The organism is Streptomyces sp. VRA16 Mangrove soil, from assembly GCF_017377775.1.
In the GTDB taxonomy this organism is placed as follows: domain Bacteria; phylum Actinomycetota; class Actinomycetes; order Streptomycetales; family Streptomycetaceae; genus Streptomyces.
Genome location: NZ_JAFVLN010000025.1, coordinates 65,480 through 90,109, shown reverse-complemented (window position 1 = coordinate 90,109; position 24,630 = coordinate 65,480). Strand labels below are relative to the sequence as shown.

The window sequence follows — 24,630 nt, the reverse complement described above, 5'->3', positions numbered from 1 at the left end:
TGGCGTACCCCCCTTTCACTAATCAAGTAGTGAAAGGGTGATGCAAGAGAGGGGGCGGCGTCAAGCGACACCGCCCCCTGCCTCGAAAAGTGCCGGGTTATGACTCGGTTCGGTACATCAAGTCCGTTTCGTACGTCGTGAAACCGAGCCGCTCGTACACGCTCACCGCCGCCTTGTTGTCCGCGTCGACGTAGAGCATCGCCGTCGGCAGACCGGACCCCGCCAGATGGCGCAGGCCCGTCGCCGTGAGCGCCTTGCCCAGGCCGCCGCCCTGGCCCTCGGGGACCACGCCCACCACGTACACCTCGCCGAGCCGCTCCTGCGCGTGCACCTTCGTCCAGTGGAAGCCGACCAGCTCGTCGCCCTGCGCGGTCCGCTTGAAGGCCAGGAAGAAGCCCGCCGGGTCGAACCACGGCTCGGCCTTGCGGTCGTCCAGGTCGCGCTGGGTGAGCGAGCCCTGCTCGGGGTGGTGCGCGAACGCCGCCGCGTTCACCGCGAGCCACGCCGCGTCGTCCTGACCCGGTACGAAGGTGCGGATGCGCACGCCCTCGGGGAGCACCGGCTCCGGCAGCTCCAGATCGGTCAGCGGCCGCCGCATCTGCCGCAGTTCGCGGAAGAGGGAGAGCCCGAGGACCTGCGCCAGATGGCGCGCCGCGCTGTGCCCGCCGTGTGCCCACACCCGCAGCCGCTTGCCCGACGCCGCGAGCAGCGCCGTGCCGAGCGCCCGCCCGTGCCCGTGCCCGCGGTGCGCCGGGTGCACCACCAGCTCGGCGGCCGGGGCCTCCACCGGGTCGGTGTCCTCCAGCTGCGCGTACCCGATCAGCTCGTCGCCGACGGAGAGGAGGAGGTGGTGGATGCCGTCGCGCTCCCCGCCCCGCAACTGCAGCCTGCCCTGCTCGGACACGGCCTGCTGGCCGTCGGTGCGGGCGGCGTCGGCGAGCAGGGCGCGGACGGCGGCCGACTGCTCGGAGTCGAGGACGGAGAGGGTGTCGATACGGCGGCCCGAGGGGCCGGGTTCGGTGTCGGTTGCGGGGTCCGTGGTCATGGCTACGAGGGTACGGCGGGGCCCCGTGCGCGGTCGGCAGGAGTCGTCGGCAACCAGCTCGTAACCCGCAACCCCCTGTTGCGCTACGCGCGTTGACCTTAGGCTGCGCCCCACCACAGTCGTCACACAGCTCACCCCGGGGAGACGCAGGCATGCCAGGAACGTCAGGACACCACCGCAGACCGGGGCGCCGGCTGAGGGCCGCCCTCGGCGCCGCCGCGACAGTCGCCACCGCGGGCGCCCTCGTCGCCGCGCTGCCCGCAGGGGCGCACGCCGACCGGGGCCACGGCGGCGGCCGCTACCAGGACGTACAACTGCTGTCCTTCAACGACTTCCACGGAAACCTGGAGCCGCCGGCCGGCTCCTCCGGGCAGGTCACCGAGACCGCGGCCGACGGCACGAAGAAGCAGGTCGACGCGGGCGGCGTGGAGTACCTGGCCAGCTCCCTGCGCACCGCCCGCAAGGGCCACCCGTACAGCATCACGGCCGCCGCCGGCGACCTGATCGGCGCGAGCCCGCTGCTGTCGGGCCTCTTCCACGACGAGCCGACCGTCGAGGCGATGAACAAGCTCGACCTGGACGTCACCTCCGTCGGCAACCACGAGTTCGACGAGGGCGCCACCGAGCTGGCGCGCATGCAGAACGGCGGCTGCCACCCCACCGACGGCTGTTACGAGGCGGGTCAGACCTTCGAGGGCGCCGACTACCCCTACCTCGCCGCGAACGTGACGGACGAGAAGACCGGCAAGCCGATCCTCAAGCCCTACTGGGTGTGGAAGCAGCACGGCGTGAAGGTCGGCTTCATCGGCGTCACGCTGGAGGGCACCCCGAACATCGTGTCGGCGTCGGGCGTCAAGGGCCTGAAGTTCGGCGACGAGGTCGAGACGATCAACAAGTACGCGAAGATCCTCGACAAGCAGGGCGTGAAGTCGATCGTCGCCCTGGTCCACGAGGGCGGGGCCCCGGCCTCCACCTCGTACAACTACGACTGTGACTCCCCGGGCGCGGGCGACGGCATCTCGGGCCCGATCGTGGACATCGCCAAGAACGTCACGCCGAAGGTCGACGCCCTGGTCACGGGCCACACCCACCAGGCGTACGTGTGCACGATCCCGGACCCGAGCGGCAAGCCGCGCATGGTCACCTCCGCGTCCTCGTACGGGAAGCTCTACACGGACACGACGCTGACGTACGACCGGGCGACCCGGGACGTCGTCCGTACGTCCGTGAAGTCGCCGACGTCCGCGAACCACGTGGTGACGCGGACGCAGGAGAAGGCCGCCGACATGACGGCCCTGATCGGCAAGTGGAACAAGCTGGCCGCGCCCGTCTCCAGCCAGGCCGTCGGGTACATCTCCGCCGACATCCCCGGCCGCGGCGCCGGCACCCCGGAGGAGCCGCTCGGCGACCTGATCGCGGACGCGCAGCTCGCGCACGCGAAGTCGCTCGACCCGAAGGCGAGTCTGGCCCTGATGAACCCGGGCGGCGTCCGCTCGGACCTCGTCTTCAAGGCGAGCGGCAGCGAGGGCGACGGCGTCGTGACGTACGGCGAGGCGTTCACGGTGCAGCCCTTCAGCAACACCGTCAACCTGGTCGACCTGACCGGCGCGCAGGTCGTCCAGGCGCTCCAGCAGCAGGTCAGCGGCGCGAACGAGGCGTCCCCGAAGATCCTTCAGCCGTCGGCGGGGCTCACGTACACGCTCGACATGACGAAGTCCGGCGCGAACCGGGTCGTCGTCGACTCCATCAGGCTGAACGGCGCGGCGATCGACCCGGCCGCCACCTACCGCGTCGCGATGAACTCCTTCCTCGCGGGCGGCGGCGACGGCTTCGCGGCGCTCGGGCAGGGCACGAACCCGCTGGTCGGCGCGGACGACCTGAAGGCGTTCAACGACTACATGACCGCCAACTCCTCGGCGGCGAACCCGATCGCCCCGCCGAAGGGGGACCGGATCACCATCCTGAAGTGAGGCAGCGGCGCCCCGCCGCATGGAGGGGCGCCGCGCCGCACGGAGGGGCGCCGCGCCGCCCCGCATCACGTACGCGAATGTAAAGGGCTAATCGGATAAATTCGGGCATTCCTGTGCTCGTACTCTCCGGGAGCCTGATGATGCGTCACCGTTCGCGGGCCGCACGGCTGTGGGGCCTGTGTGCCGCGGCCGCGCTCACTCTGAGCGCGGTCGCGGCCGGTTCCGGCGTCGTGGCCGCCGATGTCCCGTCCCCGGCCGCCGACGAGGCGGTCGTCACCGTGAAGACGGGCGGTGACCGCGACGGCGACTCCTCCGTCGCCCCGCTCGCCGGGGTTCAACTGGCGCTCTACGCGAGCGAGACGGCCACCGCGCCGGTCGCCGACGCCTGGGCGCGGTGCACCTCCGACGGTGACGGCGACTGCAGCTTCACCATCCCGGACGTGGGCAGCGGCGGAGTCAACGAGGGGCAGCAATTCTGGGTGCGGCAGGTCGACGGGGGCGTGCCCGCCGGCTGGTACACGAACCCGACGCTGCGCACCGGCAAGGGCAGCGGCTCCTCCTCCGAGGAGTCGACGTACCAGTTCCGGACACCCGCCCTGGCGGCCGGTCGGACGTACAGCTCGACCAGCGACTTCATGTACAGCACGGCCTGGTCGACAACTCCCTATCTCGCGTCGGGCGGCATCTGGCAGCAGTCCCGTACGAACCCGGAGATGCCCGAGTCGTGCGGGCTCGACATCGCCGTCGTGCTCGACCTGTCGTCGTCCGTGGGCAGCGCGCTGCCCGACCTCAAGGCGGCCACGGACAAGCTGACGAACACGCTCACCGGCACGCCGTCGCGGATGGCGCTCTTCTCCTTCGACAAGACCTCGCCGCCGACGACCGGCGTCAGCGCCAACCACCCCGGCCTGATGTCGGTGTCCACGCAGGCGGGCGCGGACGCGTTCAAGGCCCTGTACGCCGACTGGACCCTGGGCTCGGGCACCAACTGGGACCAGGCGATGTACGCGGTCGCCAAGGCCGCGCCCACGTACGACCTGGTCGTCGTGCTGACCGACGGCAACCCCACCCGCTGGAACAACCCGTACACCGGCGACGGCTCCAACACCCACTTCGCCGACGTCGAGGGCGGCATCTTCGCCGCCAACGCGGTGAAGGCGAAGGGCTCACGGGTCGTCGCGGTCGGCGTCGGCAAGGGGGTCGAGGGGGTGTCCGGGCTCAATCTGAGGGCGATCTCCGGCGAGGAGGCGTTCACCGGCTCCAACCCGACGACCGCCGACTACTACCAGACCGACGACTTCGCGGCTGCCGGTGAGGCCCTGCACAACCTGGCACTCACCCACTGCGACGGCACCCTCTCCGTCATCAAGCAGATCGTGCCCGCGGGCACCACGGGCGAGGACGTGACCGGCGCCGAGAACGCGCCCGCGGGCTGGCAGTTCGACGCGTCCACGACGACCGCAGGGATGGGCGGACTGCCGGACACCCAGACCACCGGTGACGACGGCACCGGCGGTGTCGTGTTCAACCCGACGTACCCCGCCGGGACCACCGACGCCGACATCACGGTCGCGGAGAGCCAGCAGAGCGGCTACGACCTGGTCACCCAGGGCGGCAAGAACGCCGTCTGCACCGACCTCGACACCGGTGCGGCCGTGGACGTCGTGAACACCGGCACCGCCGCGTCGCCCGGATTCACCGTGAACGTACCGAGCCTGGCGGCGATCAGCTGCGTCGTCCACAACAGACCGCCGCAGACCGCCGACGTCGAGGTCACCAAGACGTGGGAGGTGGACGGCGTCCGGTACGCGCACGCCGACCGGCCCGACGGTCTCGACGCCGGTCTCACCCTCACCGGCCCGTCCGACACGGCCCCGCACGACCAGGCGTGGGGCGAGGTCCGCGAGGGCTACACCGTCGGCGACACCACGACCGTCGCGGAGACCCCGACGCTGCCGGCCGCCTGCACCCTCACCGACAGCAGGGTGACCGGCGCGAACGGCACGGCCGTCGACGAACCGGTGCCCTACGAGGCCGAACTCACCCGGGAACACAACACGTTCGCCGTCCTGAACAAGGTCGTCTGCAAGGCCCGCCTCACGCTGGTCAAGCAGGTCGTGAACGAGCACGGGGGCACCGCCGCGGCCACCGACTGGACGCTGAGCGCCGACGGGCCGAGCGACCTCTCCGGCGTCACGGGCGCGGACGCCGTGACCGGCGCCGACATCGAGGCGGGCCGCTACACGCTCGGTGAGTCCGGCGGCCCGGAGGGATACGACGCCGGGGACTGGGCATGCGAGACCGCCGGGGGCACCGCGCTGGCGGTGACGGACGAGAAGGTGACGGTGCCGGCCGGGGCCGACGTGACCTGCACGGTGACCAACACGGACCGGGCGGTGTCGACTCCCACGCCCACGCCGACCCCGACGGTGTCGGTGCCGGGCACGCCGACGCCGACGCCCGCGCCGGGTGACAACGGTCACGGTGGCGAACTCGCCGACACCGGTTCCGGTTTCAGTGTCACGGGGTGGTCCGCACTGGCGGCGGCCCTGCTCGTGGCGGCGGGCACGGTCCTGGTGGCACGGCGGCAGCGGCGCCGGTGAACGCGCCCTGAAATGGCGCGTTTCCGTGCCTACTGGGAGTAAGGCTTGCGGGTGGGGTCGGTACATGTGGTGAAATCAGCCGATGCGTACCCCCCACCGCATATCCAACGTCCGCGCTCCGTTTGATGATGGGCAGGAGGAATCGGTTCCGCAGGAACCGGAAAGGGCCGCCAGCCCGTACGACGAGTTGGCGGCGCTCGACGACCACACCGGCGACAATCCGCTCGACGACTTCCTCCGCGAGGAGCCCGAGGAGTCCGAGGAGCCGGCGGGCCCGCTCGGCGGCCTCGGCGGCCTCGGCGACCTGGACGACCTGGACGACGACGAATGGGCGCCGCCCAACCACCGCCGCGGCAGCCGCCGCCGCACCCGGTTCGCCGGCCTCCCGCTCGTCGCCAAGGCGCTCGTCGCGGTCGTCGTCCTCGCCGCGTTCCTGACTCTCGCCGACCGCTGGGCCGTCCTGTACGCCGAGCACCGCGCGGCGCAGCAGCTCAAGAAGGAGCTGAAGCTGACGGCCGCGCCCGAGGTCGAGATCGAGGGCTTCCCGTTCCTGACCCAGCTCGCCGACCGCCGCGTCGACGCGATGAAGGTGACCGTCCCCGACGTCGCCGCCGACCGGGTCACCCTCGCCAAGGTCCAGGCGACCGCCCAGGACGTCCGGATCCAGGGCTCCGGGTTCACCGGCATCAGCGGCGCGACCGTCGACCGGATGCGGGGCGAGGTGCTGCTCAGCTTCGCCGACATGAACCGCGAACTGGGCTCGTCCCAGGTCACCTTCACCGGCCACGGCCGCAACATGGTCCTCGCGCGCGGCACGCTGCCGGTCGCCGGGCACGAGCTGAAGGTGCGCGCCGACGCCCGGATCCAGCGGCTCGGCGCGAGCGGCATCTCCACCGACATCGACCACATGAGCCTCGCCGTCGGCGACCTCGCCACCTACCGGCCCGGCACCGGTGCCGACGAGGGCCTGCACCTGACCCGCAGGTCCGTCGCCCGGATCACCGCCGAGACGGACAAGGCGCGCCGCCTGCTCGCCATCCCCGCGATCGTGCACCGCGCGGGCGTCCCGGACCGCGCCGTGCGGGAGGCCGAGCGCAGCGACGCGAAGCTCAGCGAACTGACCGGCTCCCCGCGCTTCGTGAAGAAGGTGATGGGGATGAACCTCGTCGACATCGCGATCGACCACCCCTGGCTGCTGCGCAAGCTCGGCATGGACCCCGCCCTCCTCGACGGCCTGACCCGGCTCACCCGCCCCGAACTCGCCGACCGTCTCTCGCTCGCGTTCCGGCTGCCACAGCTGCCGGGCGGTCACGGGTACGTGCGGCTGCGCGACGTCCGCGTGGAGCGGGACGGGATCCGGGTGGAGCTGTCGGGGGCCGGGCTGTCGGTGGGCCACTGAACCGGTCGGCGGAGAGTTGCAAAGAAACCCTTGCAAGTATCCCTTTGCATAGATACCTTTGTATGCGTGAACAAGCCTGACAAGCCCTCGGTGCGCGAACTCGACGCCCGCTCGCTGCGGGGTCTCGCGCATCCCTTGCGCATGCGCCTGCTGGACTCCCTGCGCTTCAACGGCCCCGCGACCGCGTCGCAGTTGGCCGAGAAGCTCGGGGAGTCCAGCGGGGCGACCAGCTACCACCTGCGCCAGCTCGCCGCACACGGCTTCGTCGAGGACGATCCGGAGCGCGGCAAGGGCAGGGAGCGCTGGTGGAAGGCGGTCCATCGCGGACTGGCCGTCGACAACGCCCTGCTCCAGGACGAGGACCCCGAAGTGCGCGGCGCCGCCGACTTCTACCTGCACGAGGTGGCGATGTCGCAGATGCGCAACCTGTCGACCTGGCTCGGCAACCGCGGTGCATGGCCCGCGGAATGGACGCAGGTCGCGGACCTCAGCAGTGACACGCTGCGCCTCACGCCGGAGCTGGCCCAGGAACTGAGCGACCGGATGTGGGCCCTCATCGGCGAGTACCGCGACCTGGACGCCGTCAGGGACGATCCGCGGGCCGAGACGGTCCGGGTCCACACCCACACCTTCCCCCTCCACACGGACTGAGAGGAATCGCAGATGCTTCCCGAGCAGCACCTCGCCCTGCACCACACCCGTGCCGCGGAACTGCGCGCCGAAGCCGACGCCGACCGGCGTGCCGCCGAAATCCGGCCCCGCAAGGACGTACGGGCGCGGATCGGCTGGACCCTCGTCGAGGTCGGCCTCCGGCTGGCCTCCGCACCCAGGACGGCGGCCGTCGCCACGTAGGGCCGGCGGGCCTACGGCTCCAGGTCCGGCGTCGGCGTCGGCGCCCCCGGCAGCCGCATCGTCGCCACGGTGCCGCCGCCGTCCGCCGCCGCGAGGGCGACCTCGCCGCCGTAGCTCTCCACGGTGCGGGCCACGATCGACAGACCGAGTCCCGAACCGGGCAGGGCGCGGGCCGTCGGCGAGCGCCAGAACCGATCGAAGACGTGCGGGAGTTCATCGGCGGGAATGCCCGGGCCGTGGTCGCGGACCGTCAGCACGCCGCGCATCAGGCGCACCTCGACGGTGGCGCCGCGCGGGCTGAACTTCACCGCGTTGTCGAGCAGGTTGATGATCGCGCGCTCCAGCGCGGCCGGCTCCGCCCGGACGTACCAGGGGGCCAGCTCGGAGACGATCTTCAGCTCCGGGCCGCGCAGCCGGGCCCGTTCGAGCGCCGCGCGGGCCGTCTCGTGGAAGGAGACGACCTTCAGGGGGCCCTCGGAACCGCTCAGCCCCGACCGCGACAGTTCCTGCAAGTCCCCGATCAGCGCGGCCAGTTCGGTCATCTGCGCCTTCAGCGAGGCCATGAGCGCTCTGCGGTCGTCCGGCGGGATGGCGCGGCCCGTCTCCTCGCTGCGGGTGAGCAGTTCGATGTTGGTGCGCATCGAGGTCAGGGGCGTACGCAGTTCATGGCCGGCGTCCGCGATGAGCTGCTGCTGAAGCTCCCTCGATGACGCGAGCGACGCCGTCATCGAGTTGAACGACTCCGAGAGCCGGGCGATCTCGTCGTTGCCCTCCACCGGGATACGGACCGTCAGGTCCTCGGTGCGGGCCACGTGTTCGACGGTCTCGGTGAGCTGGTCGACGGGGCGCAGGCCGGTGCGCGCGATCCACAGGCCGGCCGCCGTGGCGCCGATGACACCGATGCCGCCGACGAAGAGGAGGGTCCAGGCGAGGGTGGTGAGGGGTTTGGTGACCTCGTGGAGCGGGCTGGCGATGGAGACCGCCTGCGGCAGGCGGTTGCGGTCCTGGTCCACGGCCGGCAGCGTCACGACCCGCATGGCCGTGCCGTCCTCGTTCTCCGTGGTGTGCTCCGCCGAGGTGCTGGTGCCGGCGGCGACGGCCACGTCCGCGCTCTGGACCGGGATCTTGGAGTCGCCGGGCGAGGTGCAGACCGAGCCGTCGGACTGGACGATCTGGACGGTCGGGCCGGGGAAGCCCTGACTGCCCGCGGCCGCCTCGGAGTTGCACGTCGCGAGGATGAACTGCAGCTGGGACGGTTTGATGGACGTCGCCTCGGTGCGCAGATTGTTGTCCAGCTGCGCGTACAGCTGATCCCTGGTGATGAACCAGCACGTCACCGCCACGGCCGCCACCGCCGCCGCCACCGCGACCGCCACCAGGAGCGCGAGCCGGGACCTGAGCGGCAGCGTGCGCAGCCGCCGCACAAGGCTGTTCACTCGGCGCTCCCCGATCGCAGCACGTATCCGACGCCGCGCACCGTGTGCACGAGGCGCGGCTCGCCGCCCGCCTCGGTCTTGCGCCGCAGGTACATCACGTACACGTCCAGGGAGTTGGACGACGGCTCGAAGTCGAAGCCCCAGACCGCCTTGAGGATCTGCTCCCGGGTCAGGACCTGGCGCGGGTGGGCCAGGAACATCTCCAGGAGCGTGAACTCGGTGCGGGTCAGCTCGACCGTGCGCTCGCCGCGCGTGACCTCCCGCGTCGCCAGGTCCATCCGCAGATCCGCGAAGGACAGCACGTCGGAGTCGTCGACGGCGCCGCCCTGCGCGGCCGCGTACGAGCTGCGCCGCAGCAGCGCCCGCACCCGGGCGAACAGCTCGTCCAGTTCGAACGGCTTGACCAGGTAGTCGTCGGCGCCCGCGTCGAGTCCGGTGACCCGGTCGCCGACCGTGTCGCGGGCGGTGAGCATGAGGACGGGGGTGGTGGACCCGGTGGCGCGCAGCCGACGGGCGGCCGTCAGACCGTCCATGCGCGGCATCTGGATGTCGAGGACGACCAGGTCGGGCCGGTACTCGGCCGCCTTCTCCAGCGCGTCCGCGCCGTCGACCGCGACCTCGGTGTCGTAGCCCTCGAAGGCGAGGGAGCGCTGCAGGGCCTCACGGACCGCGGGCTCGTCGTCCACGATGAGGATGCGGTGCCGGTCTTCACGGTCGCCTTCGGCGGGGCTCATGGGCTGCGCTTCCTTTACGTACGGGAGGGGAGTGCGACGCCTATCAGCCTCGCACGGCCGCGAGACGCCCGCGTGACGTGCGGCGCGGCGCCGCGGGGCGCCACTTCGGGGGCCCGGGTGACGGGACGGCGCAGTGCGCGGGCGACGGCGAGCGGGAGCCGGATGTCGGCCGGGCCCGCCGTGGCCTCGGGGTGGTGAACGGTACGGAACATGAGGTCCTCCCAGAGGTGGGGGTCAGCTGTCGGCGCCTCCGGCGCGCAGCGTGTCGAGGTCCGCCTTGACGGTGTTGATCGGGATGGCGAAGCCGAGGCCGACGCTGCCCGCGCTCGACGAGTCCCCCGACGAACCGGACGAGCCCGAACTGGCGGAGTACATCGCCGAGTTGATGCCGATGATGTTGCCGTTCATGTCGATCAGCGCGCCGCCGGAGTTGCCCGGGTTGAGGGACGCGTCGGTCTGGAGCGCCTTGTACGTCGTCGTGGACGAGCCGGTGTCGCCGTTGAACTGCCGGCCGCCGAACTCGAACGGCCACTGGCCGCTGCCGCCCTGCTGTTGCTGCTCCTGCTGCGAGCCCTCGTCCGTGGAGACGGTGACGTCGCGATGGAGCGCCGAGACGATGCCGCTGGTGACGGTGCCGGTCAGGCCCTCGGGGGAGCCGATGGCGACGACGTCGTCGCCGACCTGGACGCCGTCGGAGTCGCCGAGCGTGGCGGCCTTGAGGCCCGAGGCGTTCTTCAGCTTGATGAGCGCCAGGTCCTTCTTGGCGTCCGTGCCCACGACCTCCGCCGTGTAGGACTTGCCGTCGCTCGTCCGCACCTTGACGGAGGTGGCGCCGGAGATGACGTGGTTGTTGGTGACGATCTCGCCGTCGCTGGTGACGATGACGCCGGAACCGGTCGAGGTGCCCGAGCTGAGTGTCGCGTTGACCTCGACGATCGACGGGCTGACCGCCTCCGCGACACCGGCGACGGTGCCCTTCTTCGCGCTGGGCACGACATGGGTGCTGGTCGACGAGGACGCCACTGTCTTCGAACCGGTCAGCTCCTGGAAGGCGTACGCGGTGCCGCCGCCGACGGCCGCCGCCGCGACCGCCACGGCCGCGAGCAGCCCGACCGGGCCGCGCAGCCGCTTCTTCTTCGCCCGGGTCCGCGGGTCGGCCACCGCGAGGGAGCCGCCCGGCTCGGCCGAGAAGGCCGCGAACTGCGTGGTCGGCTCGCCACCGCCACCGTTGCCGCCGCCCCCCGGCCACACCGTGGTGCCCGGGGCGACGCTCACCGGCTCGGCCGGCTGGTGGGTAGGCGGGGGCGGCCACGCGCTGTCCACCGGGGAGGCCGACGGAACGGGCTCGGTGGGGTTCTGCTGCGGGCTCTCGGAGTACGGGGACTGCTGCTGGCCCTGCGGGTACTCGCCGTCGCGGCGGAAGCTCTCGGTCATGGCAGTAAGCCTGAGCCGCGTACATGAGAGCCACCTGAGCGTGCCCTGAGAGTCCCGGCAGAACCCTGTTTGCCCGAAATAAAGACCGGGCGGGAGCGGGCGCGAGGGACTCCGGGGCTCCTTGCGGCCGGGAGCTACTTGCAGCCGCAGGACTGACGTACGACGAGCCGCGACGGGAACAGCTTCAGACGCTCGCGCCGCGATCCGGCGACCCGCAGCGAGTCGTCCAGGACGAGGTCCACGGCGGCCCGCGCCATCGCCGAGCGGTCCGAGGCGATCGTGGTCAGCGGGGGATCGGTGAGCCCCGCCTCCTTCACGTCGTCGAACCCGGCCACGGCCAGCTCGCCCGGCACGTCGATGCGGAGCTCGCGGGCGGCCCGCAGCACACCGATGGCCTGGTCGTCGGTGGAGCAGAAGATGGCCGGCGGCCGGTCCGGGCCCGCCAGCAGTTCCAGGCCCACCTTGTACGCGTCGTAGCGGTTGTACGGCGCCTCGAAGAGCCGCCCCTCGACGGACTTGCCCGCCTCGTGCATGGCGCGCTTCCAGCCCTCGACGTGGTCGGAGACCGGGTCGCCGACGGCCGGGGTGTCGGCGGTGCCGCCCAGACAGGCCACGTACTCGTAGCCGTGCTCCAGGAGGTGACGGGTGGCGAGCTGGCCGCCGCCGAGGTCGTCCGTGACGACGGCGACGTCGTCGATCGCCTCGGGCCGCTCGTGCAGCAGCACCACGCGGGCGTCCCACGCCTCGATCTCGTTCGCCGCGAGATCGTTGAGGGCGTGGCTGACCAGGATCAGGCCCGAGACCCGCATGCCGAGGAACGCGCGCAGATAGTGGACCTCGCGGTCGGCCACGTAGTCGGTGTTGCCGACCAGGACCATCTTTCCGCGCTCGGCCGCCGCCTGCTCCACGGCGTGCGCCATCTCGCCGAAGAACGGCTGCCGCGCGTCCGGGATGATCAGGCCTATGAGGTCGGTACGGCGCGACGCCATCGCCTGGGCGACCCGGTCCGGCCGGTACCCCAGCTCCTTGATCGCGGCGAGTACGCGCTCGCGCGTGGCCGGGGCGACCGGCCGGGGTCCGTTGTTGATCACGTAGGACACGACGGCGGTCGAAGTACCCGCCAGTCGCGCAACGTCGTCCCGAGTCACCTTGGCCACGCGCGGAGTCTACGCGGATGGACCGCCCTGTGGGCAGGGCGTAAGCCGGTCGCTACGACTCGGCCGTGACGGTCTCGGCACGCCGGGCCGCCGAGGTGTCCGCTTCGTCCGTGTTGGTGGCGGGAGCGGTGTCCTGCCCGCCCTGGTCGGCGCTCTTCTCCATGCTCTTCTCGGCCTTCTCGGCGTTCTTCTCCGGCTTCTCCGGGGTCACGAAGCGGTAGCCGACGTTGCGCACGGTGCCGATGAGCGACTCGTGCTCGGGGCCGAGCTTCGCGCGCAGCCGCCGTACGTGGACGTCGACCGTCCGGGTGCCGCCGAAGTAGTCGTAGCCCCAGACCTCCTGGAGCAGCTGGGCGCGGGTGAAGACCCGGCCCGGGTGCTGCGCGAGGTACTTGAGGAGCTCGAACTCCTTGAAGGTGAGGTCGAGGACGCGCCCCTTGAGCTTGGCGCTGTACGTCGCCTCGTCCACCGACAGATCGCCGTTGCGGATCTCCATGGGGGAGTCGTCGGCGACGATCTGCTGCCGGCCCATCGCGAGCCGGAGCCGGGCCTCGACCTCGGCGGGGCCCGCCGTGTCGAGCAGGACGTCGTCGATGCCCCAGTCGGCGGTGACCGCGGCGAGGCCGCCCTCGGTCACGACCAGGACCAGCGGGCAGCCGGGCCCGGTGGAGCGGAGCAGCTGACAGAGGCTGCGCACCTGCGGGAGGTCGCGGCGGCCGTCGATCAGGATCACGTCGGCGCCGGGGGTGTCGACGAGAGCGGGGCCCTCCGCCGGAGCCACTCGCACGTTGTGCAGGAGCAGGCCGAGGGCGGGGAGCACCTCCGTCGACGGCTGAAGGGCATTGGTCAGGAGCAGCAGAGAACTCATCGCGCCCCACCTGCCTGGGTCGTCATACGTTCGTGCACGGATCGCTCGCCCATAACGTCTGGTTCCTCCTCGGTCCCTGCGAGGACGTTTGCGGCACTGCTTCGTGTTGCTGGTGTTGCTTTTCGGGCCCGCGCCCCGGGCCCTGAGCTGCCAGGTGTGAGGTCGTATACAACTCCCCTGAAAGCACAAAAGGACCCGGGGGCTGCATTGCCCGAGTCCTTCGCCCAGCAGAATAGCCCACATGAGTTGGGGTCCGGCAGGTGAAGAGCGTGGATCTTCTGTGCAGCCGATCACTGAACGACCCGTCGAACGTCCACTGCGCGTGACGCTCCGGACACAGGACGGGATCGGTGTCGACGCCGCGTACGAGCCGGGGAGCGGCCGGGACCGGGGCCTCGCGATCGTGCTCGCGCACGGTTTCACCGGCGATCTGGAGCGGCCGCACGTGCTGCGCGCCGCCAGGGTGTTCGCGCAGGCTGCGGCCGTGGTCACGTTCTCGTTCCGCGGGCACGGACGCTCCGGCGGGCGCTCCACGGTGGGCGACCGCGAGGTGCTCGATCTCGCGGCGGCCGTCGAGTGGGCCAGGTCGCTGGGGCACACGCGCGTGGTGACGGTCGGATTTTCGATGGGTGGTTCCGTGGTGCTGCGGCACGCGGCGTCGCACAGGGGGCGCACGGAAGCGCGGACCGACGCCGTGGTGGCGGTGAGTGCGCCCGCCCGCTGGTTCTACCGGGGGACGGCGCCGATGCGGCGGCTGCACTGGCTGGTCACCCGCCCCACGGGACGCGTGGTGGGCCGGCTGGGGCTGCGGACCCGGATCCACCCCTACGACTGGGACCCGATCCCGCTCTCGCCCGTCGAGTCCGTGCCGCTGATCGCGCCGACGCCGCTGCTCGTCGTGCACGGCGACAGCGACCCGTACTTCCCCGTCGACCATCCCCGGATGCTGGCCGCGGCCGCCGCCGGGGGCGCGGAGCTGTGGCTGGAGGAGGGCATGGGGCACGCCGAGCACGCGGCGAGCGACGAGCTCCTCGCCCGGATCGCCGACTGGGCCGCGACGGCGGGTGCCGCACAATAGGGCCTCGACCGCATCACTGAGAGGAGCTGCCGGTATGGCGCAGGGCACCATCCGTTACTGGGCGGCAGCCAAGGCGGCCGCCGGTGTCGCGGAGGAACCGTACGACGCGGACGACCTGGGCGCGGCCCTTGCGGCGGCGCGTGAGCGACACCCCGGGGAACTGGTCCGTGTGCTGCAACGCTGCTCGTTCCTCGTCGACGGCGACCCCGTCGGGACGCGCGGCCATGAGACGGTACGGCTTGCCGAGGGCGGCACGGTCGAGGTGCTCCCGCCGTTCGCAGGAGGGTGACCCCCGATGAGTGACAACCAGCAGTACCCGTACGACTACGACCCCTACGGGCAGCAGCAGCCGCAGCAGTCACAGGCGCAGCAGTACGAGGCCCCGCTGACCCAGCAGTGGCAGGCACAGACCTGGGACACCCAGGTGCAGCCGGCGCCGCTGCCGCAGCAGGGCTACGACTACGGCGCCGCGGCGCAGCCGTTGCCGCCGCAGCAGGAGTGGGCGTACCAGGAACCGGCGCAGGGCCAGGCTCAGCACCAGCAGGGGCAGTACGCGGGCCAGGACGCCGCCTATCAGCCGCAGCATCAGCCGCAGCAGTCGTACGAGGCTCCTGCTCCTGCTTCTGCTCCTGTTCCCGCTGCCGCTGCCGCCGGTTCCGAGCCCGCCTACGGGCCCGCCACCACCACCGGCAACACCCGGGTCACCGACGCCCAGCGCGCCCGCGCCGAGGGGCGCTCGCCGATCATCGAGCCGGGGATCCAGCCGGCCGGGCTCACGGCGCTGCTCGGACTGCTGCTCGCGGGCGGCGCGGCCGTCGGCCCGTACGCGCTGCTCGTCCCTGTCGTGCTGCTCCAGGCCGTCACGGCCGCGGGCTGGTTCCGGCTCAACGGCATGTGGCCCGCGCGCCAGGGCATCGCGCTCGCCTTCCTGGGCGGTGTCGTGGCGGACGTCGCGCTGCTCGCCGCCGGGCGGGAGCACGCTCCGGCCGCGATCCTCGGCACGCTCGGGGTGTGGGTGCTGCTCACCCTCGTCCTCCAGCTGCGCTCGCACGCCTCGCCGGACGAGCGGATGTACGGGCTGATGGCGACCGTGGTGTCGGCGGCGCTCGCGATCGTGGCGACCGGGCAGCTGGCCGCCGAGCCGGACGCGGTGACGGTGGGCGCGATCGCTGTGGCCGTCGCCGTCGTGGCGCGGGCGCTGCCGTTGCCGACGGCCGCCTCCGTCGTGGTGGCGCTGCTCGCCGGGGCCGGGGCGGGGGTCGCCGTCGGCGGGATGACCGGGGTGGGGTCGGGCGGGGCGCTGCTCGGGTTCGGGGCCGCGGTCGCCGCGCTCGTCGGGCACCGGGTCGCGTCCTTCGACTACCCGTCGCGGTTCGTCCACATGACGGCCGGTGTCGCCCTCCCCCTGGCCGCGTCGGCCCCCCTGATCTACATCCTGGGCCGAGCCATCGCCTGACATCCCCCACGGCCGCCTCGGGCAAGTCGTCGAGCCCCGGAGCCTTGGGCAATCTGCCGCCGTCCCATCCCGCCTTGGGCAAGCCGCCGCGTGCCCCCGCCGCCTTGGGCAATCTGCCGCCGTCCCATCTCGCCTTGGGCAAGCCGTCGCGTGCCCCCGCCGCCTTGGGCAGTCTGCCGCCTGGGGCGGCAGGGTGGGCAAGGCGGCACCCCGGCGCGGGGTGAGCGCTCCCGGGCGGCGTCCAGCTCGGTCCGGCCCCGCCATCGCCGGGTGCAGCTCCGGTGGGGGCTGGTCGCGCAGTTCCCCGCGCCCCTAAGGGGCACGACCACCGCCGGTCGCGTCCGTGCGACACGGCCCCGCGCCCCTGACGGGGCACGACCACCGCCGGTCGCGTCCGCGCGGTGGAGTCGCAGGCCGACACAGCCCGCGCCCCCGACGCGGCTGATCGACAGGCTTGTCACAACTGGGGTCGGGCGGCCCGGACTCCGGGGTGTGCGCCGTACGCTCGCGGCATGCGTGCACTGCGAATACTGCTGATCATCGTCGTGATCCTCGGCGGGCTCTTCGTGATCGCCGACCGGATCGCGGTGAACATCGCCGAGGGCAAGGCCGCCGACAAGATCCGGGAGAGCGAGGGGCTGCCGAGCACGCCTTCGGTGTCCATCAACGGATTCCCGTTCCTGACCCAGGTCGCCGACGGCACCCTCGACGACGTGGAGATCGGGATCAAGAACTACGACGCCAAGGGCTCGGGCGGCAGCATCCGGATCGCCGACCTGGACGCCGAGATGCACGGCGTGAAGTTCGACAGCAGCTACAGCTCGGCCACCGCCGACTCGGCGACCGGCACCGCGCGCATCTCCTACGCCGAGCTCCTGAAGGCCGTACAGAAGCAGGACCCGGCGCAGCTCGCGCCCGGCATCACCGCCACCATCTCCGGCCTCTCCTACGGAGGCGACGGCAAGGTGAAGGTCGAGCTCGCGGTGAAGCTGCTCGGCAGGACCGTGAACGTGCCGGTCATCAGCTCCATCTCCGTCACCGACGGCAAGGTCTCGGCGAAGGCCGACAGCCTCCCCAGGATCGGCGCGGTCGACCTCGCCGAGAACCGGGTGCGCGCCGTCACCGACTTCCAGCAGGCGATCGACGATCTGCCCGCGGGCATCAAGCTGGACAACGTCGAGGCGGTCAAGGACGGCATCGAGATCTCCGTGACGGGTTCGGACCTGCACCTCGTCGGCTAGGACGGATGTCCGTCATGCGAGACGGGTGCGTCCGGTCAGCAGGAGTGAGCGGAGCCACAGCGGACCGCAAGGCCCGCGGGAGCGGGATCGGGCGATAATCCATCTCGTATCGTGGTCGATCTCGTCTCAGTATTCGACACGTCGGTGACACGGCCGCCGATGCGTCCTTACGATCGGACTCATGAAGCGTCAGGCGGATCTCACGAAGCGGCGGGCAGTGGACCTGTGCCGCGTCGCCGCCATGCTCTGTCGCACCGTCTGAGCGGGACGGTCGGGCACCGGCCCCACACCCGCTTCCCACCGGCCCCTTGAGGCGAGACGAACGACTCGGGGTCACCGTGCGTATCCGCACCCATCCGTTTCGCATGCCTGCCGCAACTGCCCCGGAGGAAACAGCATGAGCCGCAGCGACGTCCTGGTCGACGCCGACTGGGTCGAGGCCAACCTCGACAACCCCAACGTTGCTCTCGTCGAGGTCGACGAGGACACGTCCGCGTACGAGAAGAACCACATCAAGAACGCGATCCGCATCGACTGGACCAAGGACCTCCAGGACCCGGTCCGTCGTGACTTCATCGACCAGGAGGGCTTCGAGAAGCTCCTGTCGGCGAAGGGCATCGGCAACGACACGACCGTCGTTCTCTACGGCGGCAACAACAACTGGTTCGCCTCCTACGCGTACTGGTACTTCAAGCTCTACGGCCACCAGGACGTGAAGCTCCTCGACGGCGGCCGCAAGAAGTGGGAGCTCGACTCCCGCGACCTGGTCGACGGCGACGAGGTCCCGAACCGCCCGGCCACCGCGTACAAGGCCAAGGCCCAGGACACCTCGATCCGCGCCTTCCGCGACGACGTCGTGGCGGCCATCGGCTCCCAGAACCTGGTCGACGTGCGCTCGCCCGACGAGTTCTCCGGCAAGCTGCTCGCCCCGGCCCACCTCCCGCAGGAGCAGTCGCAGCGTCCGGGTCACGTCCCGTCGGCGCGCAACATCCCGTGGTCGAAGAACGCCAACGACGACGGCACCTTCAAGTCGGACGACGAGCTCAAGGCGCTCTACGCCGACGAGCAGGTCGACCTGGCCAAGGACTCCATCGCCTACTGCCGCATCGGTGAGCGCTCCGCGCTGACCTGGTTCGTGCTGCACGAGCTGCTCGGCGTCGAGAACGTCAAGAACTACGACGGCTCGTGGACCGAGTACGGCTCCCTCGTCGGCGTGCCGATCGAGCTCGGCGCCAACAAGTAAGACCTCAACCGACCTCTCGTATCTAGGAGTTCAGCATGTGTGGAGCGAAGGCCGGCGGCCCCGACGCCTCGACGATCAAGCCCGGTGAGACCACCATCCAGGGTCAGGTGACGCGTGACGGCGAGCCGGTGACCGGGTACGTGCGGCTGCTCGACTCGACCGGCGAGTTCACCGCCGAGGTCCCCACCTCGGCCACGGGCCAGTTCCGCTTCTACGCGGCCGAGGGCACCTGGACCGTGCGCGCGCTGGTGCCGGGCGGCCAGGCCGACCGCACCGTCGTCGCCCAGCAGGGCGGGCTCGCGGAGGTCGCGATCGCCGTCTGAGCGATCTCGCAGAACGGCTGAAGGGCCGCATCCCAGGGGGTTGGACGCCACTGGTCGGGGTGCGGCCCTTCAGCATGCCCGCGCACGCCGCCGCAGGCTTACGCTGAAGACATGTACGCGCGGCGGAAGCACGTCTACTTCGCCATGATGGGCGTCTGCATCGCCCTCTTCGTCCTGGCGTGGGGTCTCGTGCGGCTCTGGTCCGTCCCCGCCGCCGTCGCCATGTGCGTGGTCGCCATGGTCATCCCGCCCGTCGCCGCCATCGTCGCCAACCGGCGCGGACCCGAGGACCGCTGGTGGGACGACCCCTCCGGCGACCCGAAGTCCGACGAATGGTGGGACGAACTGGACGGAAAGCGGCGGCGTCCACCGCGGTAACCGATTCGTCATCAACTTCCGTGCAACCTCATGGGGTTGTTGTGGGTCTCCTGTGCGCGCGGATACGGAATCTGCGCTTCGAGTTCCGTGGGGGGACCCGTTGGATCACGTGCAAGAACCACGAACCGCACCGCAGACGCCGCCCGAGGGCGAGGGGTTCTTCGAGGTGCGCCTCGAAGGGCAGACCGAGGCCGCGGCCGCGGCGCCCGCCGACAGACCCGCCCCGCGCCGCGGCCGTACCGTCGCGCTGATCGCCGGCGCCGTCGTGCTCGGCGTCGTCGCGGGCCTGTGCACCGGCTACGTCGTGCAGGCGGGCCGCGACCCCGACCCGCTGCCGCCGCTCGCCCAGCAGCAGGTCACCCGGTCCGGCGGCAAGGCGCCCGAGGCGCTCTCCGCCGCGCAGGACAGCGATGTCAGGACCGACGGCGACCTGCGCAAGCTGCTCGTGCCGCGCCCGGCCGGCGCCCAGAAGTCCGACTCCGTCCAGGGCTGGCTCAACCAGTACGACTACGCCGGCTACTACAAGGAGCCGGACGAGATGTTCGGCGACCTGTCCAGGAACGACTTCCGGCGGGCCGCCCTGTCGGGCTGGGAGAAGGGCCAGTCCATGACGGAGATCCACCTGATCCAGTTCCGCGACGCCGACAGACTCTCCTCCCGCGACTTCCTCAGCGGGCAGCAGACCTACATGCCGGACAGCGCGTGGGCGGGCAACGGCGGCGAGCCGATCCCCGGCAGCTCCAACGGCCGCGTCTACGTGTACGACCACCCGGACACCAAGCCCGGCTATCTGCCGATGTACGTGTCCCGGGCGCTCGCCGCGCGCGGCGACATCGTCATGGACATCTGGATGTACGACACCAAGCCGATCCCCAAGAAGTCCGCGATGGATCTCGCCAAGCGGCAGTTGGAGCGCCTGTGAGCGACCAGTTCCCGCAGCCCGAGGTCATGCAGTCCGCGGCCCCCGAACCGACAGGACCGGTCAGGCCGCGCCGCCGCTGGCCCGCCGCGGCCGGCGCGTGCGTCCTCGCGCTGGCCGTCGTCGGCGGCGGTGTCGTGTACACCGCGGTCCAGGTGCACGACGCCGACCGCACCGTCTCCACCAAGGTCTGGGGCAAGCCGAAGCAGCCCAAGGAGCGCTCGGCCCGATCAGGCCAGAGCGACCTGGAGAAGCGCCTGCTGCCGGTGCCCGACGGTTACCTTCCCGGGCCCGACATCGACGAGTTCGGCAACGACAAGGCGATCACCGGCAAGGAGGCCGTCGCCCGCTTCAAGAAGAGCGCCGACGACCTGCCCTCCCGCCAGCGCGACGCCCAGCACCGCTCCATCGACAAGCTGAAGCTCAAGGGGCTCGCGGTGCGCAGCTACTCCGCGGAGAGCGACGACCTGGTCGTCGAGACCCAGCTGGCCGAGATCCAGAACCGGCAGGCGGGCCGCGACCTCAAGGCGTTCCAGTCCGAGTTCCTGCGCGCGCTCGGCGTGTTCACCAAGGGCCCGAAGGTCAAGGGGCACCGCAACGCGGACTGCTTCCTCGCGCCCCGGGACAGCGACACCAAGCTCGACATGCTGGTCTGCAGCGCGTACGAGGACGACCTGCTGGTCTCCGTCACCGCGTACGGGCCGAAGTCGCTCGACAGCAAGGCCGTCGCCACACTCCTGGCGCAGCAGCTCGATCACATCTCGTCGCGGGGGGAGCTCGTATGACGTACCAGCCCATCGACGAGGCGGCTCAGGCGGCTCAGGCGGCCCGGGCGGCCCAGGTGTCGCCCGACGCGACGATGCAGCTCAGGGCGGTCGAGCAGCCCCTGTCGCCGCCTCTGTCGCCGGACGCGCCGCCGCTGCCTCCGGTCGGGTCGCCGCCGGTCCCGCCCGTGGCCCCGCCGGCCCCGAAGGACCGCAGGGCGCTGCGGTCCTTCCTGCGCTGGACCGCCGCCGTCGTCGTGTTCGCGGCCGTCGGCGCGGGCGTCGCCTACGGCGTGACCGAGCAGAAGCGCGGCGACCTGCCGGGCCTCGCGACCAAGGCCGACGGGCGCTGGGAGTACCCGCGGATCGTCCGGCCACCGCTGCCCGAGGGCGCCCCGGACGCGTTCGCCAAGGACAACCTGCGCGAGGAGCACTTCGCCGACCTGCGCGCCCTGGTCCTGCCCGCGCCCAAGGGCGCCGTGGCGGACAAGGAGCTCGCCGGCAAGGACGGCTGGCTGTCCACGGACACGTACCTGAAGGCGTACCCGAAGGAGCCGCGCCGCGACCTCGCCGAGGCGCTGAAGGACGGCGGCCTGCGCAACGCCGCGGCCCGCGGCTGGACCATGCCCGACGGCACGCGCACCAGCATCTACCTGCTGCACTTCACCACGGGCGCGTTCACCCGCGAGTACTGGGACGAGCTGAACTCGAACCTGGCGCTCCCGGCGGGCGTGGAGAAGATGGACGAGCAGTACTCCCTCTTCAAGGGCGCGAGCGAGGCCGTGGACTTCACCACCGTGCACTCCTACGCGGAACAGAAGCCCTACGGCAAGGAGCGCGTCAGGTACGCGTACGTCATGGCCGGTGACGTGCTGGCCCTCGTGGTGCAGCAGGACGACGGACACGGCTCCACCGTCCCGTTCCGGCAGACCGTGGCACTGCAGAACCAGCTGCTCGGCTGACCTCGCCGAGTGGGCCGGGCCCCGCCCGACTACAGTGGGGCCCGGCTCTGTATCCACGTACCTGTAAGTTGCGCTCACCGAGGAGCACCCCGTGCTTGAGGCTTTCTTCTCCACTCTGCTCGTCCTGGTCTGCGTCGGCGTCCTCGCCTTCGCCGGACTGACCGTGAAGAAGCTGTACCAGGGCCAGCGCTGACCTACTCCACCTGATTGAGCACTCCATGATCCAGATCCCGTCGGACCTGCACCCCGACCTCGTACCGCTCGTGTTCCTCCTGGGCAACTGGGAAGGCGCGGGTGTCACCGACTTCCCGGGCGCCGAGAAGGCCAACTTCGGCCAGGAGGTCTCCTTCACCCACGACGGGCGGGACTTCCTGGAGTACCACTCGCACACCTGGATCCTCGACGCCGAGGGCAACAAGGTGAAGCCGCTGGAGTCGGAGTCCGGCTTCTGGCGCGTCGACAAGGACCGCAAGGTCGAGGTCGTCATGGTCCGCGACGACGGTGTCGTCGAGGTCTGGTACGGCGAGCTGGCCGACAAGAAGCCCCAGATCGACCTCGCCACGGACGCGGTCGCCCGTACGGCGGCCTCCGGCCCCTACAGCGGCGGCAAGCGCCTGTACGGCTACGTGAAGAGCGACCTGATGTGGGTCGGCGAGAAGCAGACCCCCGAGGTCCCGCTGCGCCCCTACATGTCGGCGCAGCTGAAGAAGGTCGTCACCCCCGAGGAGGTCGCCGAGATGGCGCGCAACCTCCCGGACATGCCGGACGACGGCATCGCCTTCTTCAAGTAGTCCTAGACTCGACGGTGTGGTGAACACCGACTGGAAGAGCGATCTGCGGCAGCGCGGCTACCGGCTGACGCCGCAGCGCCAGCTTGTCCTCGAAGCCGTGGACACCCTGGAGCACGCGACCCCCGACGACATCCTGTCCGAAGTGCGCAGGACGGCGTCGGGGGTCAACATTTCCACCGTGTACCGGACCCTGGAGCTCCTGGAGGAGCTCGGTCTCGTCAGCCATGCCCATCTGGGCCACGGCGCCCCCACGTACCACCTCGCCGACCGGCACCACCACATCCACATGGTGTGCAGGGACTGCACGAACGTGATCGAGGCGGACGTGGCCGTCGCGGCGGAGTTCACCGCCAAGCTGCGCGCCGAGTTCGGCTTCGACACCGACCTCAAGCACTTCGCGATCTTCGGACGGTGCGAGAACTGCACCGCCGCGAAGGGGTCGGCACAGGAATAAGCGGGTCCGCCCGCTCGTCGTAGTGTGTGTGAACATGCAGCGACCTTCACTGAGCAGCCCCCTGCTGACCCTGCCCGGCGCCGTGCCCGGCGAGGGCGTGGACGAGGGCGTCGCCGCGCACTACGGCGACCTGTTCCGCGAGCAGCGCTCGCTCGCCGACGGGGCGGGCGTCGTCGACCTCTCGCACCGCGGCGTCCTCACGGTCACCGGCGACGACCGCCTGAGCTGGCTGCACCTGCTGCTCACCCAGCATGTCGAGCAGCTGCCGCCGGACCAGGCCACGGAAGCGCTGATCCTCTCCGCCAACGGGCACATCGAGCACGCCCTGTACCTGGTGGACGACGGCACGACGACCTGGGCGCACGTGGAGCCCGGCACGCAGGAGGCGCTCCTCGCGTACCTGGAGTCCATGAAGTTCTTCTACCGGGTCGAAGTCGCCGACCGGACCGCCGAGTTCGCGCTCGTGCACCTGCCGGCCGGTTCGATCGCGAAGGTCCCGGACGGGGTCGCGGTGCGCGAGACGGCGTACGGGCGTGATCTCTTCCTGCCGCGCGAGGACCTGGAGTCGTACGCGGCCGCCAACGGCCCGGCGATCGGCCTGCTCGCCCACGAGGCGCTGCGTGTCGAGCAGCACCGGCCGCGGCTCGGCTTCGAGACCGACCACCGCACCATCCCGCACGAGCTGGGCTGGATCGGCACCGCCGTGCACCTGCAGAAGGGCTGCTACCGCGGCCAGGAGACCGTCGCCCGCGTGCAGAACCTGGGCAAGCCGCCGCGCCGCCTGGTCTTCCTGCACCTGGACGGCAGCGAGGTGCATCTGCCGCCGCACGGCGCCGAGGTGCGTCTGGCGGCCGACGGCCTCGAGGGCCGCAAGATCGGCTTCGTGACGACCTCCGCACGCCACCACGAGCTCGGGCCGATCGCGCTCGCGCTGGTGAAGCGGAACGTGCCGGCGGACGCCGAGCTGATCGCCGAGACGACCGCGGCGGCGCAGGAAGTCGTCGTCGAGCCCTGACGGTCACATGTCGAGCAGCACCGTGAACGGGCCGTCGTTCGTCAGGGACACCCGCATCTGCGCCCCGAACCGGCCCGTCGCCACGGTCGCGCCCAGCGCCCGCAGCTGGGCGACCACCTCGTCGACGAGCGGCTCGGCGACCTCGCCGGGCGCCGCCGCGTTCCAGGTGGGGCGGCGGCCCTTGCGGGCGTCGCCGTAGAGCGTGAACTGACTGATGACGAGGAGCGGGGCGTCGATGTCGCTGCACGACTTCTCGTCGGCGAGCATCCGCACCGACCAGAGTTTGCGGGCCAGCTGGGCCGCCTTCTCCTTGGTGTCCTCGTGCGTGACCCCGACCAGGACACACAGGCCCTCGCCCTTGATCTCGCCCACGGTCTCGCCGTCCACGACGACGCTCGCGCCGTCCACCCGCTGTACCACTGCTCGCATACGGCCATCATGCCGTGCCCTCTTCTGCCTGCCGCACTGTGCCTCAGAACCGCCCATCCGGGGCCGATATGGGACACTC

General features: G+C 71.2%; 27 protein-coding genes. 19 read left to right on the top strand and 8 right to left on the bottom strand.

Features of this window, described 5'->3' with window-relative positions:
* Positions 1-97: 97 nt before the first annotated feature.
* Complete coding sequence (gene mshD, locus J3486_RS40685) at positions 98-1,045, bottom strand: mycothiol synthase (RefSeq protein WP_207829109.1); 948 nt, start codon at positions 1,043-1,045, stop codon at positions 98-100.
* 152 nt (positions 1,046-1,197) lie between these two features.
* On the opposite strand from mshD, the gene J3486_RS40680 reads away from it, so the two are divergent.
* The 5 genes from J3486_RS40680 to J3486_RS40660 all read left to right on the top strand — a co-directional run bounded on the left by J3486_RS40680 (position 1,198) and on the right by J3486_RS40660 (position 7,869).
* A complete protein-coding gene (locus tag J3486_RS40680) occupies positions 1,198-3,015 on the top strand; it encodes a bifunctional metallophosphatase/5'-nucleotidase (protein WP_207829107.1) in 1,818 nt (605 codons plus the stop codon).
* A 137-nt stretch (positions 3,016-3,152) separates the two neighbouring features.
* Entirely contained in the window at positions 3,153-5,618 is a 2,466-nt protein-coding gene (locus J3486_RS40675) for a VWA domain-containing protein (RefSeq protein ID WP_229379385.1), read from the top strand.
* Between the two features lie 82 nt (positions 5,619-5,700).
* On the top strand, positions 5,701-7,017 hold the full coding sequence (locus J3486_RS40670; protein WP_207829106.1) for a DUF2993 domain-containing protein: 1,317 nt from the start codon (positions 5,701-5,703) through the stop codon (positions 7,015-7,017).
* A gap of 66 nt (positions 7,018-7,083) precedes the next feature.
* Complete coding sequence (locus J3486_RS40665; RefSeq protein WP_207829104.1) at positions 7,084-7,668, top strand: transcriptional regulator; 585 nt, start codon at positions 7,084-7,086, stop codon at positions 7,666-7,668.
* 12 nt (positions 7,669-7,680) lie between these two features.
* Entirely contained in the window at positions 7,681-7,869 is a 189-nt protein-coding gene (locus J3486_RS40660; RefSeq protein ID WP_207829103.1) for a hypothetical protein, read from the top strand.
* Positions 7,870-7,880: 11 nt separating this feature from the next.
* Here the strand turns inward: J3486_RS40660 and J3486_RS40655 are convergent, their stop codons facing one another.
* The 6 genes from J3486_RS40655 to J3486_RS40630 all read right to left on the bottom strand — a co-directional run bounded on the left by J3486_RS40655 (position 7,881) and on the right by J3486_RS40630 (position 13,498).
* The gene (locus J3486_RS40655) at positions 7,881-9,305 is read right to left on the bottom strand and encodes a cell wall metabolism sensor histidine kinase WalK (protein WP_207829101.1); all 1,425 of its coding nucleotides are present in this window, start codon (positions 9,303-9,305) and stop codon (positions 7,881-7,883) included.
* Positions 9,302-10,039, bottom strand: a complete 738-nt coding sequence (locus tag J3486_RS40650; RefSeq protein WP_207829099.1) for a response regulator transcription factor — start codon at positions 10,037-10,039, stop codon at positions 9,302-9,304. The genes J3486_RS40655 and J3486_RS40650 overlap by 4 nt, the downstream gene beginning before the upstream one ends.
* A gap of 14 nt (positions 10,040-10,053) precedes the next feature.
* Positions 10,054-10,251: a hypothetical protein gene (locus J3486_RS40645; RefSeq protein WP_207829097.1), complete on the bottom strand. Its 198-nt coding sequence runs from the start codon at positions 10,249-10,251 to the stop codon at positions 10,054-10,056.
* A gap of 22 nt (positions 10,252-10,273) precedes the next feature.
* Entirely contained in the window at positions 10,274-11,473 is a 1,200-nt protein-coding gene (locus tag J3486_RS40640) for a S1C family serine protease (RefSeq protein WP_207829096.1), read from the bottom strand.
* A 134-nt stretch (positions 11,474-11,607) separates the two neighbouring features.
* A complete protein-coding gene (locus tag J3486_RS40635; protein ID WP_207829095.1) occupies positions 11,608-12,630 on the bottom strand; it encodes a LacI family DNA-binding transcriptional regulator in 1,023 nt (340 codons plus the stop codon).
* Between the two features lie 52 nt (positions 12,631-12,682).
* Complete coding sequence (locus tag J3486_RS40630; protein ID WP_207829094.1) at positions 12,683-13,498, bottom strand: response regulator transcription factor; 816 nt, start codon at positions 13,496-13,498, stop codon at positions 12,683-12,685.
* Between the two features lie 241 nt (positions 13,499-13,739).
* Here J3486_RS40630 and J3486_RS40625 point away from each other — a divergent pair, with 241 nt between their 5' ends.
* The 14 genes from J3486_RS40625 to J3486_RS40565 all read left to right on the top strand — a co-directional run bounded on the left by J3486_RS40625 (position 13,740) and on the right by J3486_RS40565 (position 24,122).
* Positions 13,740-14,576, top strand: coding sequence for an alpha/beta hydrolase (locus J3486_RS40625; RefSeq protein WP_207829093.1), 837 nt, complete (start codon positions 13,740-13,742; stop codon positions 14,574-14,576).
* Between the two features lie 34 nt (positions 14,577-14,610).
* The gene (locus J3486_RS40620; RefSeq protein WP_207829092.1) at positions 14,611-14,865 is read left to right on the top strand and encodes a MoaD/ThiS family protein; all 255 of its coding nucleotides are present in this window, start codon (positions 14,611-14,613) and stop codon (positions 14,863-14,865) included.
* Positions 14,866-14,871: 6 nt separating this feature from the next.
* A complete protein-coding gene (locus J3486_RS40615) occupies positions 14,872-16,032 on the top strand; it encodes a hypothetical protein (protein ID WP_207829091.1) in 1,161 nt (386 codons plus the stop codon).
* 512 nt (positions 16,033-16,544) lie between these two features.
* Complete coding sequence (locus tag J3486_RS40610) at positions 16,545-17,273, top strand: DUF2993 domain-containing protein (RefSeq protein WP_207829089.1); 729 nt, start codon at positions 16,545-16,547, stop codon at positions 17,271-17,273.
* A gap of 181 nt (positions 17,274-17,454) precedes the next feature.
* A complete protein-coding gene (locus J3486_RS45295) occupies positions 17,455-17,535 on the top strand; it encodes a putative leader peptide (RefSeq protein WP_350203226.1) in 81 nt (26 codons plus the stop codon).
* A 135-nt stretch (positions 17,536-17,670) separates the two neighbouring features.
* Entirely contained in the window at positions 17,671-18,516 is an 846-nt protein-coding gene (locus J3486_RS40605; protein ID WP_207829087.1) for a sulfurtransferase, read from the top strand.
* 35 nt (positions 18,517-18,551) lie between these two features.
* Positions 18,552-18,839 carry a DUF1416 domain-containing protein gene (locus tag J3486_RS40600; RefSeq protein WP_207829085.1) on the top strand — a complete coding sequence of 96 codons (288 nt, stop codon included), beginning with the start codon at positions 18,552-18,554 and terminating at the stop codon, positions 18,837-18,839.
* A 111-nt stretch (positions 18,840-18,950) separates the two neighbouring features.
* Positions 18,951-19,217, top strand: a complete 267-nt coding sequence (locus J3486_RS40595) for a DUF3099 domain-containing protein (protein WP_207829083.1) — start codon at positions 18,951-18,953, stop codon at positions 19,215-19,217.
* A gap of 109 nt (positions 19,218-19,326) precedes the next feature.
* Positions 19,327-20,139 (top strand): hypothetical protein, encoded by an 813-nt coding sequence (locus J3486_RS40590; RefSeq protein ID WP_307805154.1) that lies wholly within the window; start codon positions 19,327-19,329, stop codon positions 20,137-20,139.
* A complete protein-coding gene (locus J3486_RS40585) occupies positions 20,136-20,921 on the top strand; it encodes a hypothetical protein (RefSeq protein ID WP_207829080.1) in 786 nt (261 codons plus the stop codon). The genes J3486_RS40590 and J3486_RS40585 overlap by 4 nt, the downstream gene beginning before the upstream one ends.
* On the top strand, positions 20,918-21,862 hold the full coding sequence (locus J3486_RS40580; RefSeq protein ID WP_229379382.1) for a hypothetical protein: 945 nt from the start codon (positions 20,918-20,920) through the stop codon (positions 21,860-21,862). The genes J3486_RS40585 and J3486_RS40580 overlap by 4 nt, the downstream gene beginning before the upstream one ends.
* 218 nt (positions 21,863-22,080) lie before the next feature.
* Complete coding sequence (locus J3486_RS40575; protein ID WP_207829079.1) at positions 22,081-22,653, top strand: FABP family protein; 573 nt, start codon at positions 22,081-22,083, stop codon at positions 22,651-22,653.
* Between the two features lie 16 nt (positions 22,654-22,669).
* Positions 22,670-23,107, top strand: coding sequence for a Fur family transcriptional regulator (locus J3486_RS40570; protein ID WP_207829078.1), 438 nt, complete (start codon positions 22,670-22,672; stop codon positions 23,105-23,107).
* Between the two features lie 49 nt (positions 23,108-23,156).
* Complete coding sequence (locus J3486_RS40565) at positions 23,157-24,122, top strand: folate-binding protein YgfZ (protein WP_207829130.1); 966 nt, start codon at positions 23,157-23,159, stop codon at positions 24,120-24,122.
* Positions 24,123-24,125: 3 nt separating this feature from the next.
* On the opposite strand, the gene dtd is transcribed toward J3486_RS40565, so the two are convergent.
* Positions 24,126-24,551: a D-aminoacyl-tRNA deacylase gene (dtd, locus tag J3486_RS40560; RefSeq protein WP_207829077.1), complete on the bottom strand. Its 426-nt coding sequence runs from the start codon at positions 24,549-24,551 to the stop codon at positions 24,126-24,128.
* Between the last annotated feature and the right edge of the window lie 79 nt (positions 24,552-24,630).

Bases quoted from the DNA above. Each gene is read 5' to 3' on its own strand.
- mshD (WP_207829109.1), bottom strand. From the start codon at position 1,045: ATGACCACGGACCCCGCAACCGACACCGAACCCGGCCCCTCGGGCCGC.
- J3486_RS40680 (WP_207829107.1), top strand. From the start codon at position 1,198: ATGCCAGGAACGTCAGGACACCACCGCAGACCGGGGCGCCGGCTGAGG.
- J3486_RS40675 (WP_229379385.1), top strand. From the start codon at position 3,153: ATGATGCGTCACCGTTCGCGGGCCGCACGGCTGTGGGGCCTGTGTGCC.
- J3486_RS40670 (WP_207829106.1), top strand. From the start codon at position 5,701: ATGCGTACCCCCCACCGCATATCCAACGTCCGCGCTCCGTTTGATGAT.
- J3486_RS40660 (WP_207829103.1), top strand. From the start codon at position 7,681: ATGCTTCCCGAGCAGCACCTCGCCCTGCACCACACCCGTGCCGCGGAA.
- J3486_RS40650 (WP_207829099.1), bottom strand. From the start codon at position 10,039: ATGAGCCCCGCCGAAGGCGACCGTGAAGACCGGCACCGCATCCTCATC.
- J3486_RS40645 (WP_207829097.1), bottom strand. From the start codon at position 10,251: ATGTTCCGTACCGTTCACCACCCCGAGGCCACGGCGGGCCCGGCCGAC.
- J3486_RS40640 (WP_207829096.1), bottom strand. From the start codon at position 11,473: ATGACCGAGAGCTTCCGCCGCGACGGCGAGTACCCGCAGGGCCAGCAG.
- J3486_RS40630 (WP_207829094.1), bottom strand. From the start codon at position 13,498: ATGAGTTCTCTGCTGCTCCTGACCAATGCCCTTCAGCCGTCGACGGAG.
- J3486_RS40625 (WP_207829093.1), top strand. From the start codon at position 13,740: ATGAGTTGGGGTCCGGCAGGTGAAGAGCGTGGATCTTCTGTGCAGCCG.
- J3486_RS40620 (WP_207829092.1), top strand. From the start codon at position 14,611: ATGGCGCAGGGCACCATCCGTTACTGGGCGGCAGCCAAGGCGGCCGCC.
- J3486_RS40615 (WP_207829091.1), top strand. From the start codon at position 14,872: ATGAGTGACAACCAGCAGTACCCGTACGACTACGACCCCTACGGGCAG.
- J3486_RS40610 (WP_207829089.1), top strand. From the start codon at position 16,545: ATGCGTGCACTGCGAATACTGCTGATCATCGTCGTGATCCTCGGCGGG.
- J3486_RS45295 (WP_350203226.1), top strand. From the start codon at position 17,455: ATGAAGCGTCAGGCGGATCTCACGAAGCGGCGGGCAGTGGACCTGTGC.
- J3486_RS40605 (WP_207829087.1), top strand. From the start codon at position 17,671: ATGAGCCGCAGCGACGTCCTGGTCGACGCCGACTGGGTCGAGGCCAAC.
- J3486_RS40600 (WP_207829085.1), top strand. From the start codon at position 18,552: ATGTGTGGAGCGAAGGCCGGCGGCCCCGACGCCTCGACGATCAAGCCC.
- J3486_RS40595 (WP_207829083.1), top strand. From the start codon at position 18,951: ATGTACGCGCGGCGGAAGCACGTCTACTTCGCCATGATGGGCGTCTGC.
- J3486_RS40580 (WP_229379382.1), top strand. From the start codon at position 20,918: ATGACGTACCAGCCCATCGACGAGGCGGCTCAGGCGGCTCAGGCGGCC.
- J3486_RS40575 (WP_207829079.1), top strand. From the start codon at position 22,081: ATGATCCAGATCCCGTCGGACCTGCACCCCGACCTCGTACCGCTCGTG.
- dtd (WP_207829077.1), bottom strand. From the start codon at position 24,551: ATGCGAGCAGTGGTACAGCGGGTGGACGGCGCGAGCGTCGTCGTGGAC.